At 40.7% G+C, this 21,304-nt stretch carries 17 protein-coding genes; 3 read left to right on the top strand and 14 right to left on the bottom strand.

Features of this window, described 5'->3' with window-relative positions; translation table 11 throughout:
* Positions 1-2: 2 nt before the first annotated feature.
* The 6 genes from QM424_RS03005 to QM424_RS02980 all read right to left on the bottom strand — a co-directional run bounded on the left by QM424_RS03005 (position 3) and on the right by QM424_RS02980 (position 7,986).
* The gene (locus QM424_RS03005) at positions 3-1,247 is read right to left on the bottom strand and encodes a restriction endonuclease subunit S (protein WP_414392916.1); all 1,245 of its coding nucleotides are present in this window, start codon (positions 1,245-1,247) and stop codon (positions 3-5) included.
* Positions 1,231-2,445 carry an ATP-binding protein gene (locus QM424_RS03000; RefSeq protein ID WP_414392915.1) on the bottom strand — a complete coding sequence of 405 codons (1,215 nt, stop codon included), beginning with the start codon at positions 2,443-2,445 and terminating at the stop codon, positions 1,231-1,233. Before QM424_RS03000 ends, QM424_RS03005 begins: the two co-directional genes overlap by 17 nt.
* Positions 2,423-3,469 carry a hypothetical protein gene (locus QM424_RS02995; RefSeq protein WP_414392914.1) on the bottom strand — a complete coding sequence of 349 codons (1,047 nt, stop codon included), beginning with the start codon at positions 3,467-3,469 and terminating at the stop codon, positions 2,423-2,425. Before QM424_RS02995 ends, QM424_RS03000 begins: the two co-directional genes overlap by 23 nt.
* A 137-nt stretch (positions 3,470-3,606) precedes the next feature.
* A complete protein-coding gene (locus QM424_RS02990) occupies positions 3,607-4,368 on the bottom strand; it encodes a DUF6261 family protein (protein WP_414392913.1) in 762 nt (253 codons plus the stop codon).
* 25 nt (positions 4,369-4,393) lie between these two features.
* Positions 4,394-4,609 carry a hypothetical protein gene (locus QM424_RS02985; protein ID WP_414392912.1) on the bottom strand — a complete coding sequence of 72 codons (216 nt, stop codon included), beginning with the start codon at positions 4,607-4,609 and terminating at the stop codon, positions 4,394-4,396.
* A gap of 386 nt (positions 4,610-4,995) precedes the next feature.
* Positions 4,996-7,986 carry a type I restriction endonuclease subunit R gene (locus tag QM424_RS02980; protein WP_414392911.1) on the bottom strand — a complete coding sequence of 997 codons (2,991 nt, stop codon included), beginning with the start codon at positions 7,984-7,986 and terminating at the stop codon, positions 4,996-4,998.
* Positions 7,987-8,133: 147 nt separating this feature from the next.
* On the opposite strand from QM424_RS02980, the gene QM424_RS02975 reads away from it, so the two are divergent.
* Positions 8,134-8,751, top strand: a complete 618-nt coding sequence (locus QM424_RS02975; protein WP_414392910.1) for a TVP38/TMEM64 family protein — start codon at positions 8,134-8,136, stop codon at positions 8,749-8,751.
* A gap of 42 nt (positions 8,752-8,793) precedes the next feature.
* Here QM424_RS02975 and scrK read toward each other — a convergent pair whose 3' ends face one another.
* Positions 8,794-9,681, bottom strand: a complete 888-nt coding sequence (gene scrK / locus QM424_RS02970; RefSeq protein ID WP_033685440.1) for a fructokinase ScrK — start codon at positions 9,679-9,681, stop codon at positions 8,794-8,796.
* A 263-nt stretch (positions 9,682-9,944) separates the two neighbouring features.
* Positions 9,945-11,831: a sucrose-specific PTS transporter subunit IIBC gene (locus QM424_RS02965; RefSeq protein WP_414392909.1), complete on the bottom strand. Its 1,887-nt coding sequence runs from the start codon at positions 11,829-11,831 to the stop codon at positions 9,945-9,947.
* Positions 11,832-12,210: 379 nt separating this feature from the next.
* Here QM424_RS02965 and QM424_RS02960 point away from each other — a divergent pair, with 379 nt between their 5' ends.
* Positions 12,211-13,665 carry a sucrose-6-phosphate hydrolase gene (locus tag QM424_RS02960; RefSeq protein WP_414392908.1) on the top strand — a complete coding sequence of 485 codons (1,455 nt, stop codon included), beginning with the start codon at positions 12,211-12,213 and terminating at the stop codon, positions 13,663-13,665.
* On the top strand, positions 13,646-14,611 hold the full coding sequence (locus tag QM424_RS02955) for a LacI family DNA-binding transcriptional regulator (RefSeq protein WP_261011929.1): 966 nt from the start codon (positions 13,646-13,648) through the stop codon (positions 14,609-14,611). Before QM424_RS02960 ends, QM424_RS02955 begins: the two co-directional genes overlap by 20 nt.
* A 189-nt stretch (positions 14,612-14,800) precedes the next feature.
* Here the strand turns inward: QM424_RS02955 and QM424_RS02950 are convergent, their stop codons facing one another.
* The 6 genes from QM424_RS02950 to QM424_RS02925 all read right to left on the bottom strand — a co-directional run bounded on the left by QM424_RS02950 (position 14,801) and on the right by QM424_RS02925 (position 21,297).
* Positions 14,801-16,075, bottom strand: a complete 1,275-nt coding sequence (locus QM424_RS02950) for a hydroxymethylglutaryl-CoA reductase, degradative (protein WP_261060429.1) — start codon at positions 16,073-16,075, stop codon at positions 14,801-14,803.
* Entirely contained in the window at positions 16,075-17,247 is a 1,173-nt protein-coding gene (locus tag QM424_RS02945; protein ID WP_261060511.1) for a hydroxymethylglutaryl-CoA synthase, read from the bottom strand. Before QM424_RS02945 ends, QM424_RS02950 begins: the two co-directional genes overlap by 1 nt.
* 113 nt (positions 17,248-17,360) lie before the next feature.
* Complete coding sequence (locus QM424_RS02940) at positions 17,361-17,810, bottom strand: threonine/serine exporter family protein (RefSeq protein ID WP_004239205.1); 450 nt, start codon at positions 17,808-17,810, stop codon at positions 17,361-17,363.
* 1 nt (position 17,811) lies between these two features.
* Positions 17,812-18,570 carry a threonine/serine exporter family protein gene (locus QM424_RS02935; protein WP_045612174.1) on the bottom strand — a complete coding sequence of 253 codons (759 nt, stop codon included), beginning with the start codon at positions 18,568-18,570 and terminating at the stop codon, positions 17,812-17,814.
* An 88-nt stretch (positions 18,571-18,658) separates the two neighbouring features.
* On the bottom strand, positions 18,659-20,560 hold the full coding sequence (gene pknB, locus QM424_RS02930; RefSeq protein ID WP_203175981.1) for a Stk1 family PASTA domain-containing Ser/Thr kinase: 1,902 nt from the start codon (positions 20,558-20,560) through the stop codon (positions 18,659-18,661).
* On the bottom strand, positions 20,557-21,297 hold the full coding sequence (locus QM424_RS02925) for a Stp1/IreP family PP2C-type Ser/Thr phosphatase (protein WP_203175980.1): 741 nt from the start codon (positions 21,295-21,297) through the stop codon (positions 20,557-20,559). Before QM424_RS02925 ends, pknB begins: the two co-directional genes overlap by 4 nt.
* Positions 21,298-21,304: the final 7 nt, after the last annotated feature.

Below are 21,304 nucleotides of genomic sequence, written 5' to 3'. Positions count from 1 at the left end.
ACCTAAATAAACATATCCTGCAAGAGTTTCTTTTTCAAAGTCTCAAGCTGAGTAATTTTTTCTTGGTTAGAGTTGATGATGTTATCAAGATTTGAAAAATAAGCACCGAGGGCTTGTTGTTCAGCAAGTTCTTTAGGTATTACTAATCTAGTATTGAAAAAATCAGCTGGTGCAATGTTTAATAATCCATGATTTCGCGCTCCCTCAGCAGCACACATTGAAACCTCTCTATGCCACTTATCACTTTCATAATAATGAGCAAGATAGTCCGAATCAACATCTACTGCTTTAAAAAGAATATACAAAGTAGATAATACTCCATTCTCATACTTATCAAGACGCTTTATTGCTCCTAAGGGATAACCTGTCGAATAACTTTTATTGTATGCGAACTCCCCATTTTTTATAAGATAATATCCACTTACATCTTTCGAAGCTATCTTTTTCTGAAAGAATTCCTCCTGATCTATCAAACCGAATTGAGCCGATATCGTTAAGGCTCTTTCTGACACTAAATCATTATTCTTTCGTGTCACACGTTTAGATATATCCTTTAATCTTTTTTCAACCCATTCACCTTCAAATCCATCTAAACGAATCTCTGGAACTGTCTGTCCAGCTTTAGGAAACATCTTAGAGAGCATAGTCACCTTGAGAGATTGGTAGTTGGTAAGATTATCCTTGTAGCTTGCAAGAAGGTCGTCGAGGATGCGGAAGAGGGAGCCGATGGCAGATTGTTCTTCAAATGTAGGGAAATCCATCTTAAAGTTTTTCATCTCTGAAGCTAAAATATGCTTAATAGTATTACCAGTAGAAATTAAATCAAGCTCTTTTCTCTTACCGTTAGATTGAAATTGATAATTTAAGAAATGAGGATTTACTTCTTTTTTATAATCAGTAAAAACTATCAGAGCATGAGCAGCAGTATTATTTAATTCTTCTGGAATAACAGCTGTGTGACCTACATGTCCAGATTGTACCATTACAATATCATTTGTTTTCAACCACTTATCTCTTTGTTTTTCATAAAATTCATCATTTATGAAAATCTGAGAATTATAATTAATTTTGCCATTTTTGACATTATTAGATTCTAAATAAAACTTACCTTCCTCAACATAATAAGGAGTTGCAGTTCCGACAAAAGCATTTCTTATAGTACCGAAAATATTTATTAATTTTTCTATATCCCATTTATCTTCATAATTTTGAAACCTTATTTCTGGAGTATTACTTTGTTTTTTCATATATCTTATTTTTCCTATACTCATCTAAAATATTTTTAACAACTTTGGTTACTGCTATTTCTTCTTTATCCCATTTACTATGTTGCTCATCTCCTTCATAGTTGTAACCCAAACAAACCTTCTCACTTTCTTTTTTTATTTTTACAAGAATATCAGTTCTATTTTCTTCAATATATTCTTCTATTGCATTTCTTTCATCATCGTCATAGAAAACAGGAATTAAACTTAAATGTCTTCTCCGTGCTTCACCATCTTGTTGCATTAATTCTTTTAACAAATACATCAATTCTATTTCGACAGAGTTATACAAATAATAGTAATACATAGATGGAAACTTTATACTGTCCATCCTGTCGAATAATTTTAAAAAATTATACTTTGGTTGAACAGATATCCCCCTATATTCATCAATATAATGTGAACTGAATTCCAACAAGATTGTTTGGTGGTATTTTAGACGTAAAATCTCCCATGTGCATCTTGAATTAGGATGAATGAGGGCATAAACTGGAGCCCTAAGTTCATCGTTCTGTGGATCATCAACTAATTCCATCGTATATTCAGGAAATTTCTCATAATACCAAGAACGAGTTTCATAATTCCCTTTCATCTCAGTCCATTGATTATGGTCAGTTATATAGTTAATAACACGTTCCTTAGGGAAAGGAGTTAATCCAAATCTAAATTCGAATAGTTTTTCAATATCGCCTATTTCTGCCTGACTATCAATTGCAGTATTCTTAGAACCTTTTCGAACATAAATTTGATTTTCTCTAACTTTACTATATTTTTTAGTTATATAAAATGGAATCTTGTTTGATTTTTTTATAATTAAAACATCTAAATCTCCATCATTTATAGTTCGAAATTCAACTGTCGGAATCATATCTCCAGCCCAAGTTAAATTTTGTAAAAAATCTTGATATTTTTCTTGTGTCCACTTATTCGAAAATTGCTTAACTCCAGTTATCTTAATGGGTTTATCTTGAATTCCCATGATAATGTATGCATCTCGGTTACTTAAATTATTTGCCATACAAATAATATCATGGAGAAGATCATTCTTCTTTTTATTTTTTTCTTCTTTACTTTGACCTTCATAAAAATATGGTTTTTCTTTAAAATCCCAATATTCCCCTTCTGTTCCTTGATAAAAGAATTCTCTTACAATATCTTCAATTTCTTGATTCGTTAGCATAAAATCTCCTTTGGCTTTTTGACATTCTAGAAATTCCTTTTCTTCTCAGACCTTTTATTCTAGCATCTTTACTATTTCTAGTTTTTAACACATATAGTTGTACAAAGAAAGAATAAGCTAGAATCGCTTTTTGAATCATTAAATAATTCACAATTTTTTCATCAACTAAACCATGCATAAATAAATTTCTATTTAATGGGAGTGTTTCTTCATCATATTCTTCGCCTAAGTTCTCAAATCTCTTGAAAAGGTTTATCTCCCTAAAACCTTTATCGTGATATTCAGAAATATATGCAATATGTGAAATTAACTCTTTTAAGAATTCATCATGATTTAAAGAATCTATAAAATTTCTAAACGATTCATTCGAAATTTTAAGTTCAGATTGCTTTTTCTCTTGTTCTTGTAGTTGGAGTTTAGCTAGTACATTTTCAATTCTTTCACAACAAAACATGACCATTGTTTTATACATTTTTAATTGTTCAAGATTTTGTAATTGTTCTATCTCTCTGTAAGTTTTAAGTGATTTAGGGACGAAATCATAAACTGTCCTACCATATTCTTCTTCCCATAATGATAGATATTCCATCAATACAATATTAGCTTCTTTTTGATCTTCTATTTCATATGGTTCCATTTCATCAATGAATAATAACGGAGGATAGATATCAAAGTGCAAGAATTGTGCTATTTTTCTTTTATCAAGTTCCTCTAAATCTTTTTTATATTTTTCAAAATCAATATAAGAAAAAGTATTAATTAATGATCGAAACGTATAGGAATAAGACTCTCTTATCTTATCAATCACTGAAAGCATTGGACTCAAATCTATTTTTGGAATCACTATTTGCGACAATATTTTTGAATACGTCTCAGTAATTGGTTTTATACTCTCGGTGATAACTGAACTGATTTTTTGAAATTCATCTCTTGCTATTTCTAAATCCATAAACTCTGATTTTAGTTCTGAAAAGACTTTTTCCGATTCCTTTTTATTTTCTTCCTCACTATTACAACCTATCATAAACTTTACCTTCATTACAATAATCTATTTATTAAAAAATAAGTTAAGTCCAGTAACAATTCTAAAGAACTACTTACTAAAATTATACCACGAAACCACAAAAATCCCCTTAGAAATCCGCTTCTAAGGGGTTGTCTTTATCCTGCTGCTTGGGCTGGTTCTGCTGGTTTAGTCTTTTTATCTTTCTTGCTACTAGTAATAAGACGGCGCTTGCTATCTCGGATGCTATTGAGTTCCTTGAGGAGTTGAGTCAGGTGTTCCTTTTCAGGGTAGGCTTCTGCACTAGCTGCGGTATAGCGCATAAAGAGGTCGTAGCTGGTTGAAAGTTCTGTACGGAGTTGTCTGGTCTTGCCAACTTCCTTGGCAGACTTAGAAGCACGCGCCTTACTCTCCACTTGGTCATATTCCTCTTGAGCATTGATCACCGCCGTCAGCATAGGGGTCAGTCCTAGACTAGTAACTGCCTCATGATAGGGTGTTTCACTAAGCGTTTTGAGCAGGCTCTTTATTTCTGCCGTCTCCACATCATTGCTATGCTTAGTGATGTCCTTATACTTGGCAAAGACTGGTTTCAGAGTTTCATGAGCTTCTTTGAGTTTGGCATCCTTAATCTTCGCAAATCCTCTATGAAGGGTAAAGAGACCGACCAAGGCACTATCTCGATTGCGATCAACTTCTGTCAGATTACTAGATTCTTTCGTTTCCACCGCCGCAAGTTGAGCTTGAAAATCATCTAGCTTGGTCTTGAAGGGTTCCAAATGTTTGGCATACATAGCTTCATCCTTGTTTGCCTTAGAAAAAGTTTCCAAACTTTGATGAGTATCCATCATCAGGCTTTCAAATTCACGGTTGGTAAAGTTGCTGTAACTAAGTGGGCGAATAGCGTATATTTTTGTCATGATGATATCCTTTCTATTTAACGAATCATTTATTATCTTCTTGATCAAACAAAGACTGGATTAGTTCTGGAAGATAGACCTGTTTTTGATCTGTTTTTACAATGCTTCCTTGTCTATCAGGTTGAATCAAAGGTCTATCCTTAAATACAAAAACTTGAAACAATGCACAGACCAAAAATAGAAGCCCCCATAAAGGAAGTGTCGATAGCATACTCTCCTCATAATCTTTAACTTTCTTCATCAATTTTCTCTTTTAAGTTGATACATCCATTCTAACAGTTCTTCAAAACATTTCGGCTCCCATCCGCTCAACTGCCATTATTTCCATCTAAAATGTACTTTTCAGAACAAATCAGACATTTCCAAATTAAAAAATCCCTATCTGACTGGAAACACATACCGTCCATCAGATAGAGACTCTTACTATTTTTAGATTTTAACTTTTCTAGCTTTAGAATACATATAAACTTTAGGTAAGACGACTATTCGAAAGCTCGAAGACCTCAAAACTCTCTAAGATAAGCTATTCGAAACGTAGAATGCATTTAAATTTATGGAATTACGCTTATTCTAAAGCTAGAATACATGTAAACTTTAGGAAAGAGACCTATTCTAAGTCTCGAAGGCCTATCTCCCAACCCTCAACGGCTCAATGACTTCCTCTACTAGCTGGGTATAGGCTTCCTTGATTTGTTTTTTATAGAGGAGAGGATTGAGGGCATCCGCCACCTCTAGCTTATAGTCCTGATAACGCTGGCTCTTAGTCAGCTGGCTTTCTCCTAGTTGTTTTTTAGCTCCCTTACGGTAGTGTTCGACATAGTAACGGAGTTCATCTTCGCCGACATACCAGCGCTTGCTAAAGACTTGGATGTGTTGCTGGATGACCGCCTCAATCATCTGATCCAAGATATTTGCGATAGACTGACCACGATAGCTTTCTGGATTTGCTTGAACTTCTCTCCAAAGTTCAGTGATAATCTGGGCAAGATTTGGATTGGTTTTCTCAAGACTCTGAATATAATTATCTACTGCTTCCTTATCTTGAGCGCTTAGGTTCTTTTCTTGACTCTGTCCTTGCTCGATCAGGCTTTGAATCAAGGTTAAGATATAGGCATAGTTGATTTCGTCCACTTGGATAGATTCCAGTTCATAGTGGATATCAAGTGGCTCTCCATCGTCATCATCCTCTACTCGGCTTTTTAATTCTGCAAGGACATTTCGATAAAGGCCCAGATACCTTTCCAACTTTTCTCCATCAAGTCCCGTCTGACTGTAAAGCTCTTCCTCATCATACTCTTTATACACTCGGATAGAGGCTAGGTATTTATCAAAGGCTTGATAGGTTTTAGCTAGTTTCCTCAACTCAGGCGTAGAGACTTGCTCGAAATCTAGACCATTCACATAGTCATCAGTAGCAAGATTTTTGAAATCACTGCAACTCCTCAAGAAGTTTCTCTTTTCCTCTTCCCAGCTTGGAGCTAGGACCTCGTTTTCTCCACCATTTGAGTAGAGCTTGAGGGCATTATCTACTGCTTCCTTAAAGGCTAGAGGCTTTTGAAAGGTGATGATATGACCATAGGTCTTACTGCTATCAAAAATACGGTTGGTTCGGCTAAAAGCCTGAATCAAGTCCTGCGGTTGCATAGGCTTGCGGTCAATAAAGAGAGTCGATAGACAAGGGGCATCAAATCCTGTTAAGAGACGATTGACCACGATGACTAAGTCCAACTGTTCCTTGCGACAGAGGTATTTGTCCTGCTTTCGAGCTAGGCGGTTATTGACATCCGTATTAAAGCCACGCAGATCCGCCATGGTAAAGTGGGTATCAAACTCTTGATTATAGTCCTCTAAAACCTGCTTCATGTGGTCTTGGTTGGCTCTTGAGTCTTCTTCATTTTCTGTGACCGAGTAGGTGATGGTCGCCTTTGGAAAGTCTGGAAGAACCTGCTTAACCCTTTCCGATACCTTAACCCTCGTCTCCCCAGCTTTGACTCGTTTGAGGAGGTCATAGTAGGCTTGGGCTTGAGGGATGGATTTGACGGTCAGGATAGCATTATAGGTCTTACCCACTCCTTTTTGGAAGCCTAATTGTTGACGCGATTTATTGATAATGGCATCCAAGACTTCCAGCATATGCTCCTCATCCTCGTAGACAGTATCTGGTAGGTCATTTTCGGATTTATCCGTGATGAGGGTATTGCGATAATCGACCTTAAAGCCTAAGACAGCTCCATCATGGATGGCTTCCTTGACTGTATACTCATGGAGACGGTCACCGTACTGTTGCTGGGTGGTTTGGGCTAGATCGCCAACTTGTTGGCGTTTATTTTCCTTAAAGATAGGTGTGCCTGTAAAACCGTACCAGAGAGACTGTGGGAAAAAGCCCTTAATGTCTTTTTGTGTTTGTGGCGTAACGGCACGGTGGCATTCATCCACGACAAAGGCCACTCGAAGACCCTTGATTTTGTCCGCATCTCTTTGGTAAAGACCTTGCTCAAACTTACGCATCATGGTGGTAATTTTCTGGATGGTCGTTACCACCACACGCTTATCATTACTTCCTAGTCGCTTTACCAAATCATGAGTATTATCCGTCTCATCAATATCAATGACATCATTGGTCGCATAGGAGAGAAAGGATGAAGTAGTCTGTTGGTCCAAGTCTCTGCGGTCAACGACAAAAATCGTCTTTTGGATGGATGGGATTTGAAGGAGATTTCTCGCCACCTTATAAGAAGTCAGGGTCTTCCCTGAACCTGTCGTGTGCCAGACATAGCCAGATGCTTGCTGGCGAGAGGCTTCTTGCACTGCTTCGATGGCGTGAATCTGGTAAGGACGCAAGAGGATAAGAGCCTTCTTGCTATCATCAAGGACAGAATACTGCATAACCATCTGGTGGGCACGAGGGATGGAAAGGACTTCGTGGGCAAAGCTGGTCAAGCTCGTTATGGGTTGGTTGTCCTTATCCACCCACTTAGTTAGAAATTGCTTGTTGAGTTTATTTTCCCTAGCTGCAGCAATATAGCGTGTGTCTACTTTATTGGTCACAACAAACATCTGTAAGCTAGAGTAGAGGCCACGGAACTTTCCTTCTCTATCATACTTCTTGATTTGATGAAAGGCATCTAAAAAAGCAACTCGGGGACTTTTAAGCTCAATCTGAATCATTGGAAGGCCATTGATCAAGAGGGTCACATCTAGCCTGCGGTCTCGATCCTGAGGATTTATCTTATCTCTCTCGACTTGGTTGACAACCTCATAACTAGACTTACCAGCTGCGATATTGTCTCGCCAAATGACAGATAAACGGATAGTCCCCAAACTAGCATCTTCTCTCTGAACCTCAACCTTGGCAATACCATTTTCGCCGACCAACCACTTGGCTGCATCATAGTAGCTAACAAAGTTCAGTTGATTCTTTATCTGGCGTTTTTCCTGTTCTGTCAGGGGATGATCTGCCAATAAAGCCACATTGTTCTGGGCTAGCTTTTCAAAGAAGTTTTCCCATAATTGCTCTTCTGTTTTAAGGTCATCTCTGTAAGTCCATTGACTTTCCCCAGTCACCAGTTGGTTGATCAGCTGTTTTTCTATCTCCAGTTCTGGTTTTACCTGTATCATACTCTCTCCTTTGCTACATGTCTGCTCCCTTTATTATAGCATGTTTAGCCTCAAATTCCATCACTCTTCCCATAGCAAAAACACTCATTCCCCCTTTCTCCTCCAAAATATGGTATAGTAGAAATATACTATCTATGAGGAGTTTACATGTCACAGAATAAACAAATGAAAGCTGTTTCTCCCCTTCTGCAGCAAGTTATCAACATCTCATCGATTGTCGGTGGGGTTGGGAGTTTGATTTTCTGTATTTGGGCTTATCAGGCTGGGATTTTACAGTCTAAGGAAACCCTCTCTGCCTTTATCCAGCAGGCAGGTATCTGGGGGCCACCTCTCTTTATCTTTTTACAGATCCTACAAACGGTCGTCCCTATCATTCCAGGGGCCTTGACCTCTGTGGCTGGCGTCTTTATTTACGGTCACATCATCGGGACAATCTACAACTATATCGGCATCGTGATTGGCTGTGCCATTATCTTTTATCTGGTGCGCCTCTATGGGGCTGCCTTTGTCCAGTCTGTCGTCAGCAAGCGCACCTATGACAAGTATATCGGCTGGTTGGATAAGGGCAATCGTTTTGACCGTTTCTTTATCTTTATGATGATTTGGCCCATTAGTCCAGCTGACTTTCTCTGTATGCTGGCCGCCCTGACCAAGATGAGCTTCAAGCGTTATATGATCATCATCGTTCTGACCAAACCCTTTACCCTCGTGGTTTATACCTACGGTCTGACCTATATTATTGACTTTTTCTGGCAAATGCTTTGACACATAAAAAATCCGTTTGGTTGCCCAAGCGGATTTTGTGGTTTATTTTGAAACTTCTTTTGCAAGAACAAAGTTCCCAAGTGTAGCAGAACCATTTCCTGCAACTGCTGGTGTCACGATGTAGTCACGCACGTCTGGCACTGGTAGGTAGCCATTGAGAAGAGCTGTGAATTTCTCACGGACACGGTCCAGCATGTGTTGTTGAGCCATGACCCCACCACCAAAGACGATCACATCTGGGCGGAAAGTTACTGTAGCATTGACAGCAGCTTGAGCGATGTAGTAGGCTTGAACATCCCAGACAGAGCTGTTGAGTTCAATGTTTTCACCACGAATACCTGTACGAGCTTCTAGACTTGGACCAGCCGCAAAGCCTTCCAAACATCCTTTGTGGAATGGACAAACACCGTTGAATTCTTTTTCAATATCCATTGGGTGTTTAGCCACATAGTAGTGACCCATCTCAGGGTGACCCACACCACCGATAAACTCACCACGTTGAATAACACCTGCACCGATACCTGTACCGATTGTGTAGTAAACCAAGTTTTCGATACGACCGCCAGCATTGTTACGGGCAACCACTTCACCATAAGCAGAGCTGTTTACGTCTGTTGTGAAGTACATTGGCACGTTAAGGGCGCGACGAAGGGCACCAAGCAAGTCCACATTTGCCCAGTGAGGTTTTGGAGTTGTTGTGATAAAGCCATAGGTTTTTGAATTTTTGTCAATATCAATCGGACCAAATGAACCAACTGCAAGACCAGCAAGGTTATCGAATTTTGAGAAGAACTCAATGGTTTTATCGATTGTTTCGATTGGAGTTGTTGTTGGAAATTGTGTTTTTTCCACAACGTTAAAGTTTTCATCACCGACAGCACAGACAAACTTTGTACCGCCAGCTTCCAAGCTTCCATATAATTTTGTCATGATAAACCTCTTGTTTTTATTTTCTTTATTATAGCATATTTTAAAAATCTAAGTTTCTCAATTTTTTAGATTTTCCTCTGTAAATCTTACCATTCAAGCAAAAACGAACAAACATGTCATTTGTTCGTTTTCATTTTGAGAGGGAATATAGTACTCAATGAAAATCAAAGAGCAAACTAGGAATCTAGCCGAAGGCTGCTCAAAACACTGTTTTGAGGTTGCCGATAAAGCTGACGTGGTTTGCATTTGATTTTCGAAGAGTATTAGGCTTTCACTTCGATAAGAGCATCACCCTTCGCAACTGAACCTGTTGCGACTGGAGCTACTGAAGAGAAGTCAGCTGTGTTTGTAACGATAACCATTGTTGTATCATCAAGACCAGCTGCAGCGATTTTGTTTGAATCAAATGTTCCAAGAACATCGCCAGCTTTTACCTTGTCACCTTGAGCAACTTTTGCTTCAAAACCTTCACCATTCATTGTTACAGTGTCGATACCAACGTGAATCAAGACTTCAGCACCATTAGTTGTTTTCAAACCAAAGGCATGTCCTGTTGGAAAGGCGATTGAAACTTCAGCATCAGCTGGTGCATAAACCACACCTTGGCTTGGTTTCACAGCGATACCTTGTCCCATAGCTCCACTTGAGAAGACTGGGTCATTAACATCAGCAAGAGCGACAACATCACCAACGATAGGAGTTACAAGTGTTTCATTTTGAAGAGCTGCTGGAATGTTACCAGTTGTTTCTTCTTGGACCAAACGTTCTGTCTCTACTTCAGTAGCAACTTCTTTTTCATCCTCATAACCAAACATGTAAGTAAGAGCAAAACCAAGGGCAAATGATACAGCTACCATAAGAAGGTATTGTGCAAGTTGTCCGTTACCAACATAAAGCATTGTACCAGGGATGATGGTGATACCATTACCAGTACCAGCAAGTCCAAGGATAGAAGCCAATCCACCACCGATTGCACCAGCAATCAATGAAAGGAAGAATGGTTTACGGAAACGCAAGTTAACCCCGAAGATAGCAGGCTCTGTAATACCTAGGAAAGCAGAAAGAGCAGCTGGGAAAGCAAGTGTTTTTAGTTTTGGATTTTTAGTTTTAACACCAACCGCAACAGTCGCAGCACCCTGAGCTGTCATAGCAGCTGTGATGATAGCGTTGAATGGGTTAGCATGGTCAGCAGCAAGCAATTGAACTTCAAGCAAGTTGAAGATGTGGTGCACACCTGACACGACGATCAATTGGTGAACCCCACCAATCAAGAAACCACCAAGACCAAGTGGCAAGCCAAGAATTGCTTTTGTACCAATAAGGATATAGTTTTCAACAATGTGGAAGACTGGTCCGATGACAAAGAGTCCAAGGATAGACATGACCAAAAGTGTCACGAATGGCGTTACCAAGAGGTCAATGACATCTGGAACGACCTTGCGGACAGCTTTTTCAAATTTAGCTCCGACAACCCCGATGATGAAGGCTGGAAGAACTGAACCTTGCAAACCAACAACAGGGATGAAACCAAAGAAGTTCATAGCTGTTACTTCACCACCTGAAGCGACCGCCCAAGCGTTTGGAAGTGAGCCAGAAACAAGCATCATACCAAGAACGATACCAACGGCTGGATTTCCACCGAATACACGGAAAGTTGACCACACAACCAAACCTGGCAAGATGATAAAGGCTGTATCTGTCAAGATTTGAGTGTAAGTTGCAAAGTCATCTGGAAGTGGCATTTCAAGGGCGTTGAAAAGACCACGCACACCCATGAAGAGACCAGTTGCTACGATAACTGGGATGATTGGAACGAAAACGTCACCGAAAGTACGGATAGCACGTTGGAACCAGTTCCCTTGTTTCGCAGCTTCTGCTTTCATGTCATCTTTAGATGATGTTGGCAAGCCAAGCGCAACAACTTCATCGTACATTTTGTTAACTGTACCTGTACCAAAGATGATTTGGTATTGACCTGAGTTAAAGAAAGCACCTTGAACTTTTTCCAAGTTCTCAATCACTTCTTTATTGATTTTTCCTTCATCTTTGACCATGACACGAAGACGAGTCGCACAGTGAGCTACACTGTTGACATTTTCACGTCCGCCCAAGGCATCGATGACTTTTTTTGCAATTTCCTGATTGTTCATTTGCAAAAATCTCCTTATATAAAATTTTGTTATTGTTTGAAAGCGATTTTATTCGCCCTACGACTTATATTTTATCATGTTTCAAAAATATGTCAAGCGTTTTGCAGAAAAAATATTTGTTTCCTAGTGCAAAGTCTTTTGTTTTGATAGATTATGAGAGTTTTATGAAAGTGTTCTTTAAAAAAATAGTTTAAAATCTGAGTTAAAAAGGATTTTGTTTCATTTTCTTTCAATTTTCTGTAGATAGATGATTGATTTCCTGCTTTTATTTTATGATAAACGTATGACAGTTTTTTCTCTTTTTTAACATAAAAGGCTTGCATTTTTTATCGAAAACGGTTACTATTAAAAGTGATAAGATTTTCGGAGGAATGAATGAATGGAATGGACAACTGAGCGTCGTTACAGACTTTATCAAGATTGGACGCAAGAAGAAATTCAACATATAAAGGAAAATATGGCACAATCTCCATGGCATACTCATTACCATGTTGAGCCAAAAACAGGACTTCTCAACGACCCAAATGGCTTTTCTTACTTTGATGGCAAGTGGATTGTTTTTTATCAGAACTTCCCTTTTGGTGCAGCCCACGGTTTAAAATCTTGGGTACAGCTTGAAAGTGATGATTTGGTTCACTTTAGCGAAACTGGAGTCAAAGTTTTGCCAGATACTCCATTAGATAGCCACGGCGCCTACTCTGGTTCTGCCATGCAGTTTGGCGATAACTTGTTCCTATTTTATACAGGAAATGTCCGCGATGAAAACTGGATCCGTCACCCTTACCAGATTGGAGCTTCGATGGATAAGGATGGCAAGATTACAAAGATTGACAAGATCTTGATTGACCAGCCAGCAGACTCTACTGATCACTTCCGTGATCCACAAATTTTTAACTTTAAAGGTCAATATTATGCTATCGTCGGTGGTCAGGACTTAGAGAAAAAAGGATTCGTTCGTCTTTATAAAGCTGTAGCCAACGACTACACAAACTGGCAAGCAGTTGGCAATCTTGACTTTTCTAACGACCGCACTGCCTACATGATGGAATGCCCAAATCTGGTCTTTGTAGGGGAGCAACCTGTCCTTCTCTACTGTCCACAAGGATTGGATAAGGATGTTCTAGACTACGACAATATCTATCCAAATATGTATAAGATTGGGGCCTCCTTTGACCCTGAAAATGCCAAAATGGTAGATGTGTCTCAGCTTCAAAACATGGATTATGGTTTCGAAGCCTATGCAACTCAAGCCTTCAACGCTCCTGACGGACGTGCTCTAGCTGTTAGCTGGCTTGGATTACCAGATGTTTCTTACCCATCTGACCGTTTTGACCACCAAGGAACCTTCTCTTTGGTCAAAGAACTGACTATCAAAGACGGCAAACTCTACCAATACCCAGTCCCAGCTATCAAGGACCTTCGTGCATCTGAAGAATCCTTCTCAAACCGTGCCCAAACCAATAACACTTACGAACTTGAACTCAACTTGGAAGCCAATAGCCAGAGCGAGATTATCTTACTTGCTGATAAAGAAGGCAAGGGACTTTCCATCAACTTTGACCTTGTAAATGGTCAAGTGACAGTAGATCGTAGCCAGGCTGGTGAACAGTACGCTCAAGAATTTGGGACAACTCGTTCTTGCCCTATCGAGAATCAGGCTACTACTGCTACAATTTTCATCGATAACTCTGTCTTTGAAATTTTCATCAATAAAGGAGAAAAAGTATTTTCCGGTCGTGTCTTCCCACATGCGGACCAAAATGGTATCCTGATCAAATCTGGAAACCCAACTGGAACTTACTATGAATTAGATTATGGTCGCAAAACTAACTGATGTCGCCAAACTTGCAGGCGTCAGCCCTACTACCGTTTCTCGGGTTATCAATAAAAAAGGCTATCTATCTGAAAAAACCATTCAAAAGGTTAATGAAGCCATGCGAGAATTGGGCTATAAACCCAACAACCTAGCTCGTAGTCTGCAAGGAAAATCAGCTAAGTTAATCGGCTTGATTTTCCCTAATATTTCCAATGTTTTCTATGCAGAATTGATTGATAAGCTGGAACACCAACTTTTTAAGAATGGTTACAAGACCATCATCTGCAACAGTGAGCATGATTCTGAGAAGGAACGCGAATACATCGAAATGTTGGAAGCCAATCAGGTGGACGGCATCATTTCTGGTAGTCACAACTTGGGAATCGAAGACTACAATCGTGTGACGGCGCCGATTATTTCCTTTGACCGAAACTTGTCTCCAGACATTCCAGTCGTTTCTTCTGACAACTACGCTGGTGGAGTTCTTGCTGCCCAGACCTTGGTTAAGACAGGTGCCCAGTCTATCATTATGATTACAGGGAATGACAATTCCAATTCGCCAACTGGGCTACGCCACGCTGGCTTTGCATCCGTACTCCCAAAAGCTCCTATTATCAATGTTTCCAGTGACTTTTCTCCTGTCAGAAAAGAAATGGAAATCAAGAATATCTTGACCCGTCAAAAACCAGATGCCATCTTTGCTTCGGATGATTTGACAGCTATTCTGGTCATTAAAATCGCTCAAGAGCTGGGCATTTCTGTTCCTGAAGAGCTCAAGGTCATCGGCTATGATGGTACCTACTTTATCGAGAATTACTATCCTCATTTGACGACTGTGAAGCAACCTATGCAAGAGATTGCCCAACTCACTGTTGACCTACTCTTACAAAAAATCGAAGGTAAGGAAGTCGCGACAACTGGTTACTTCTTACCAGTCACCCTATTACCAGGAAAAAGTATTTAATACTCTTCAAAAATCTCTTCAAACCACGTCAGCGTCGCCTTACCGTAGATATATGTAACTGACTTCGTCAGTCTTATCTACAACCTCAAAGCAGTGCTTTGAGCAGCTTGCGGCTAGCTTCCTAGTTTGCTCTTTGATTTTCATTGAGTATAAGCACAAGAAAACTCAGACTGCCTTCGTCTGAGTTTTTTATGATCTTAAGTTTTCGAGATAGCGCTGGGCTGTCTCTAAGTTAAAGGTTTTATCTGCAATAAGACGCTCTACTAGGGGAGCTACCTCAGATTCACTAGCACCTGCGAGGAGAGCCAAGGATTTGGCCTGCAATTTCATGTGACCTTGCTGAATTCCTGTACTCACCAAGGCTTTGAGGGCTGCAAAGTTTTGGGCAAGACCGATAGACACGATAATCTGGGCTAATTCTTTGGCAGATGGATTTCCCAGTAGCTCATGACTGAGAGCCACACGAGGGTTGAGGCCGATAGAGCCTCCCTTGGTCGCTACAGGCATGGGCAGGGTCATCTCACCGACCAATTCTTCTCTTTCCATGTCCAGTGTCCATTGACTGAGACCTTGATAACGTCCATCTCGACTGGCAAAGGCATGGGCCCCGGCTTCAATGGCACGCCAGTCATTACCAGTGGCAATCAAAACGGCATCAATACCATTAAAAATCCCTTTATTATGAGTAGCTGCTCGATAAGGATCAGCCTGCGCAAACTGGCTAGCCAAGGCTATCTTCTCCGCAAATTCTCGTCCTTGATCCTTTTGGCGGCTCAAGTAACGAAAGGCGATGCGACAGCTTGCAGTCACTAGAGAATCGGTCGCGTAGTTTGATAGAATCCCCATGAGACTCTGTCCCTGACTGAGTTCTTCTAAGACTGGTTTCAAGGCTTCCAGCATGGTGTTGAGCATATTGGCTCCCATGGCTTCTTGGGTATCGACATGGAGATAAACAACGAGAAAGTCTGTTTCACCTTTGAACTGTTCTACACGTAGATCACGCGCCCCGCCCCCGCGTTTAACAATGGAAGGATAGGCTTGATTGGCAAGCTCCAAGAGTTCTGCTTTCTTGCTGGCAATCTGCACTTGAGCTAGATCAGGATCATCAACTTGATAAAGGGCTACCTGCCCAATCATCTGGCGTTGATGGACTTGAGCAGTAAAGCCACCTGCTCGCTTGATGATTTTACTTGCATAGCTGGCCGCAGCAACCACAGATGGTTCTTCTGTCACATAAGGAACTGTGTATTCCTGACCATTGACAAGGACCTCTGGAACCAGCGAATAAGGCAGAGAAAAAGTTCCCACCACATTCTCACTCAGCTGGTCTGCCACAGTCACACTTATCTGTTCATCCTGCTCCAAACTCACTTGCTTCTCAGGACTAAGGAGCGCCTGAGCTTGTAACAACTCGAGGCGCTCTTGGTATGATTTTTTAGAAAATCCATTCCAACTTATCTTCATTATTTTTCAACCTTGCTATAACGGCGTTGGTGGTCAACAATTTCAACCAAGGCAAAATCTTGATTTTCATAGCCAGCAAACTGGGCAGAGTTTGTTTCATCTAAGTCTACTTCCTCATAGAAGACTTTTTCATAGTCTGCAACAGATAGGGCAGTTCGTTGGTTGAGCTTGTTCAAGCGGTCTTTATCCAAATAAGCTTCATATCCTTCAACCAATTCACCACTGAAGAACTCAGCCACAGCACCACTTCCGTAACTATAAAGGGCAATTTTATCCCCAGCCTTCAAGCTATCTGTATTTTCCAAGAGAGACAAGAGTCCAAGGAAGAGGGAACCTGTATAGATATTTCCCACCTTTTGACTGTAGAGAATAGACTGGTCAAAATGCTTTTGCAAGAGGTCTTTTTTCTCTTGCGGCAGGCTCTTATCCATGATTTTTTTCAAGCCTTTTAGCGCTAATTTAGGATAAGGCAAGTGGAAGCAAACCGCAGCAAAATCATCTAAGGTAAGCTGGTAGCGTTTTTGGTATTCAAGCCAAGTCGTTTTCAAACTATCTAGATATTGCTGGGTAGAATAGACACCATTTACATAAGGGGTTGTTGAGTAATTTGGACGCCAGAAATCCATGATGTCACGAGTCTGAGCTACATTGTCATTATTAAAGGCCATAATGCGTGGATTCTGTGTAATCAACATAGCCACACTTCCAGCACCCTGAGTGGGTTCTCCAGGTGTTTCAATACCATATTTGGCAATATCACTGGCAATAACCAAAACTTTGGACTCTGGAGAATTTTCCACATGCAATTTGGCATAATGAAGGGCAGCTGTCGCTCCATAGCAGGCTTCTTTAATCTCGAAACTACGAGCAAAGGGCTGGATGCCCAGCAAACCATGCACAAAGACGGCTGCAGCTTTACTTTGGTCAATTCCTGACTCAGTAGCTACAATGACCATATCAATTTCTGCTCTTTCTTGCTCCGTTAAAATAGAATCACTTGCACTGGCCGCCAAGGTCACGATATCCTCAGTTAGGGGCGCAATACTCAATTCCTTGAGTAAGAGTCCTTTACTTAATTTTTCAGGGTCAATTCCCCTCGCTTCTGCTAAGTCTTGTAATTTCAAGACATATTGACCGGTCGCAAAACCAATCTTATCAATACCGATTGTCATATTTACCTCTGTTTTATCATTCATTGTAAAAAATCGTTCTATACTATTTTATCACAAATAGCAGTAAAAGAGAGAAAAAAGACTTGATTCACCAAATCAAGTCTCTTGTTAGTCTAACGATTATGCTGTTTTCGTAAGTAAGAATACAGTCTAAGAATCACTGTTCCGCTAGCCATTCCAATGGAAATCACCAAAGCCAACATAACAACCAAGGTTGCACTAGCAATGGCATGACTGTAATCTCCCGTCACAAAAAAGGCAGTTGTCCGATAGGAGAGATAACCCGGAACCAGAGGTGCCAAGATTGCCAAGATAAAGACTACAGCAGGTGTCTTATAAAGAATACTTAAAATCTGGCTGACACAAGAACCGATAATGGCTGCAATAAAAGTAGCCACAATAACATTGGTCGGTTCCTTGAGCAAAAGATAAATTAGCCAGACAGCCATGCCCAAAATTCCTCCTGGTAAGAGCATAGAACGTTGAACATTGAGTACGATTAAAAAAGTGATTATAGCAAGAAGACTTGCTACTGCTTGTAATAAAAAGGTTGTTAGTGTCATATTAGTTCATCAATACCAAGGCGACAGAAGTTCCCGCCCCTAAAGCAAGGGTAATGAGCAGGGATTCAAACATCTTACTCATACCAGAGTTTATGTGGTTGGTCATAATATCACGAACCGCATTGGTCAAGGCAATACCTGGTACAAACGGCATGACCGCACCAGCTATAATCAAATCTGCCGTTGAAGGAAAGCCTGTGTAGCGAGCCCAAAACTGGGCTATCATCCCAAAAACAAAGGCTCCAGCAAAGGATGTCACAAAGGGAATTCGGATAAACTTCTCTACATAGAGGGAAAAGGCAAAACCAAATAAGGTAGCCACTCCTGCCCCAAGTGCGTCGTAGATATTTCCACTAAACATAATCGAAAAGAAAGGAGCACTAAAGGTTGCAGCCAAAGTTACCTGCAACTTAGTATAAGGAAGGGGTTGGGCTTGCAAGGCCTTCAATTGCTTGAAGGCTGTCTTTAAATCAAGATTTCCTCCTACCAACTGACGAGAAATTTGGTTCACATCACAGACTTTTTCGATGTTATAAGAAGATGAGGTCACGCGTTTCATTCGCGAAATATTGGTATTTTCAATGGAGAAAAAGATGGCAGCAGGCATGGCAAGAACATTGCAATCCACAATCCCCTGCGAATGCGCAATCCGAATCATGGTATCTTCTACACGATGAATCTCTGAGCCACTTTTGAGAAGAATGGTTCCAGCTAACATAATCAGATCGATGACGGCATTTAATTCTCTTGATTCTTCCATACTTTCCTCCTTTTATCAACTTCCTCTATTCTATCACAAATCTGGAGTCAAAAAAAATCTTTGCCATGAAATCATGACAAAGATTCATTTAATTACGTGAATTTTCGTGGCTTCCCTCACTACTTGATTGATTAGTAGAATGAGTATCTCCTCGTTGATTTCCTTGCTGGTTCCCCTGACTTGGTGTTGTAGTAGAACCTTGGTTTCCACGTTGGGCTGGTGCTGATGATGATGTTGACGGCGGTGTTTTCGGTTTGTAAATTGAAATCTTGATGCGTGTCTTATTCAAATCTACCTTTTCACCCGCTCTTGGACTCTGTTCAACAACGGTACCTTCAGCAGTTCCGGAAGGAGCTGTGGTAACTTCTACAACTTCAATGTTGGCTTCTTTAATACCGACAATTTGAACGAGATTATTTTTAGTAAATTCAAGACTAGATCCTATATAACTTGGCATAGCAACGCTGGTTACTTTCTTAGCAATAGTTAAAGTAATTGTTGAGGCCTTACTCAAATCATAAGTTGTTCCAGCTGACGGGCTCTGTCTAAGAACTGTTCCTTCTTCACTCTCGCTTGATTCTTCTTCCTCTATCTTGATGAGATTTTCAGGTACCTTCTTCTGCTTGAGTTCTGCGATAACATCGGTCGATTTACGGCCGATATAGTTGCTCAATTGGAAAGATTGCTTACCTGATGAGACAACCAAATTGATTTTCGTTCCTTCTTTTCGACCAGTTCCAGCGTCAGGATCTGTACGGATAATCCGCCCTTCTTCCACCTTTTCACTAGCCTCTGATTTCTCCTCGCCAATCTCAAAATTGGCTTTCTTGAGGGTTTCCTTGGCTTCCGCCACTGTCTGACCTGCCACATCTGGAATGGGAATGGTTGCAGGAGTTCTGGATAATATCCAAATAAGAGAAGCTGCCACCAATACAATGCTGGCCAACAAAATCATATAGCGAACTCTAAATTTCCGTTTCTTAACAGGCTTGGTTGCGTAATTGTCTTCTGAAACCTGCTGACTCGGCTTCGCAGCCTGTGGCTTCGGACTTTGTGTTTGCACCTTAGGAATCGAGGTCAAGGTACTCTGGGATACCTTTGGTAGAGTCTTGGTGTCCGCCTTAGTCGTATCATTAAATACCAGTTTAGGCTCATTGCGACGATTATAAGACAAACTACTAGACAAGTCCACATACATCTCTGCAACTGACTGATAACGATCTGTCAATTTCTTGGCAGTTGCCTTGATGACAACATTCTCTAAAGCCTGAGGCACAGATGGATTCTCAGCTATAACCGATGGCAATGGTTTCTGGAAATGCTGGAGGGCAATGGTCACCGCACTATCCCCGTCATAAGGGATATGGCCTGTCAGCATCTCATAGAAAATAATACCCATGGCATAGATATCACTCTGTACAGTTGCCTTAGAACCACGCGCCTGCTCTGGTGACAAGTAATGAACCGAACCCAGCATAGAGTTAGTCTGAGTCAGACTCGTCTCAGCAAAGGCTACCGCAATCCCAAAATCTGTGACTTTGGCAGTCCCATCTGGTGTCAAGAGGATATTTTGAGGTTTCAGGTCCCTGTGGACAATTCCTCTGGTATGGGCCAAACGCATGGCTAGGAGGATTTGTCCCATGATACGGACGGCTTCTTCATTAGAAAGAGGATAGTGCTCCTTGATATAGCGTTTGAGGTCTAGTCCAGCAACATACTCCATTGCAAGATACTGTTGACCGTCTTCCTCACCAATATCTGTTATCCGAACGATATGAGGATGGTCTAGATCTGCCATAGCTCTCGCTTCACGCTGGAAACGAGCTACAGCTATCGGGTCCGTCTGGTAGTTGGTCCTCAGGACCTTCACTGCCACTTCTTCTCCGTCTAGAATTAAATCCTTGGCCAAATAGACATCTGCCATGCCTCCTCGGCCAATCTGTTTCACAATCCGATAGCGTCCGGCAAAAATCTTGCCGATTTGGATCATTCTGCATCCTCCTCGTTCATAGAAACAAGGGCAACCGTAATGTTGTCTAAACCTCCTGCATTGTTAGCAAAACGCACAAGCGTCGCTGTTTTATCTGCCAAAGGAATATCACTGGTTACAATATCACAAATCTCACTGCCTGAAATCATGTTAGTCAAACCATCACTATTGAGCAAGAGATAGTCACCTGGCTCAAGGGTAATCATTCCAAAATCAGGTTGAACTTCATCTTTTTGACCGATAGATTGAGTAATAATATTTTTCTGTGGATGGCTAGCAGCTTCTTCAGGTGTCAATTGACCAGCCTTGAGCAATTCATTGACCAAAGAATGGTCGCTCGTCAACTGATGGTATTCTTCTCCACGAATCAAGCCGATACGCGAATCACCAATATGAGCATAGATAGCTTGATTGCCAATAATAGCAAGGACTTCCAAAGTAGTTCCCATGCCTCTGTAAGCTTCATCCTGACCAAGCTGGTGAATCTTTTGATTTTCAATTTCTAGGTAATGGGCGAACCATTCACGCACTTCATTGACTGTATCGATTTGGGTATCGACCCAAGCTATACCTAGGTCTGTTACCGCCATTTCACTAGCGATATTCCCTGCGCGATGACCTCCCATCCCATCAGCTAAAATAATCATGGTACGCCCAGCTCTATTGACATAGTGGTTGACATAGTCTTGGTTATTTGTCCGTTTCTGACCAACATCTGTTAATAATGAAATTTCCATGTGTCAG

It is taken from the genome of Streptococcus mitis, from assembly GCF_047464945.1.
Classification (GTDB): Bacteria; Bacillota; Bacilli; order Lactobacillales; family Streptococcaceae; genus Streptococcus; species Streptococcus mitis_EA.
The sequence above is the reverse complement of the archived record's forward strand: the minus strand, read 5'-3'. Positions and strand labels throughout refer to the sequence as shown.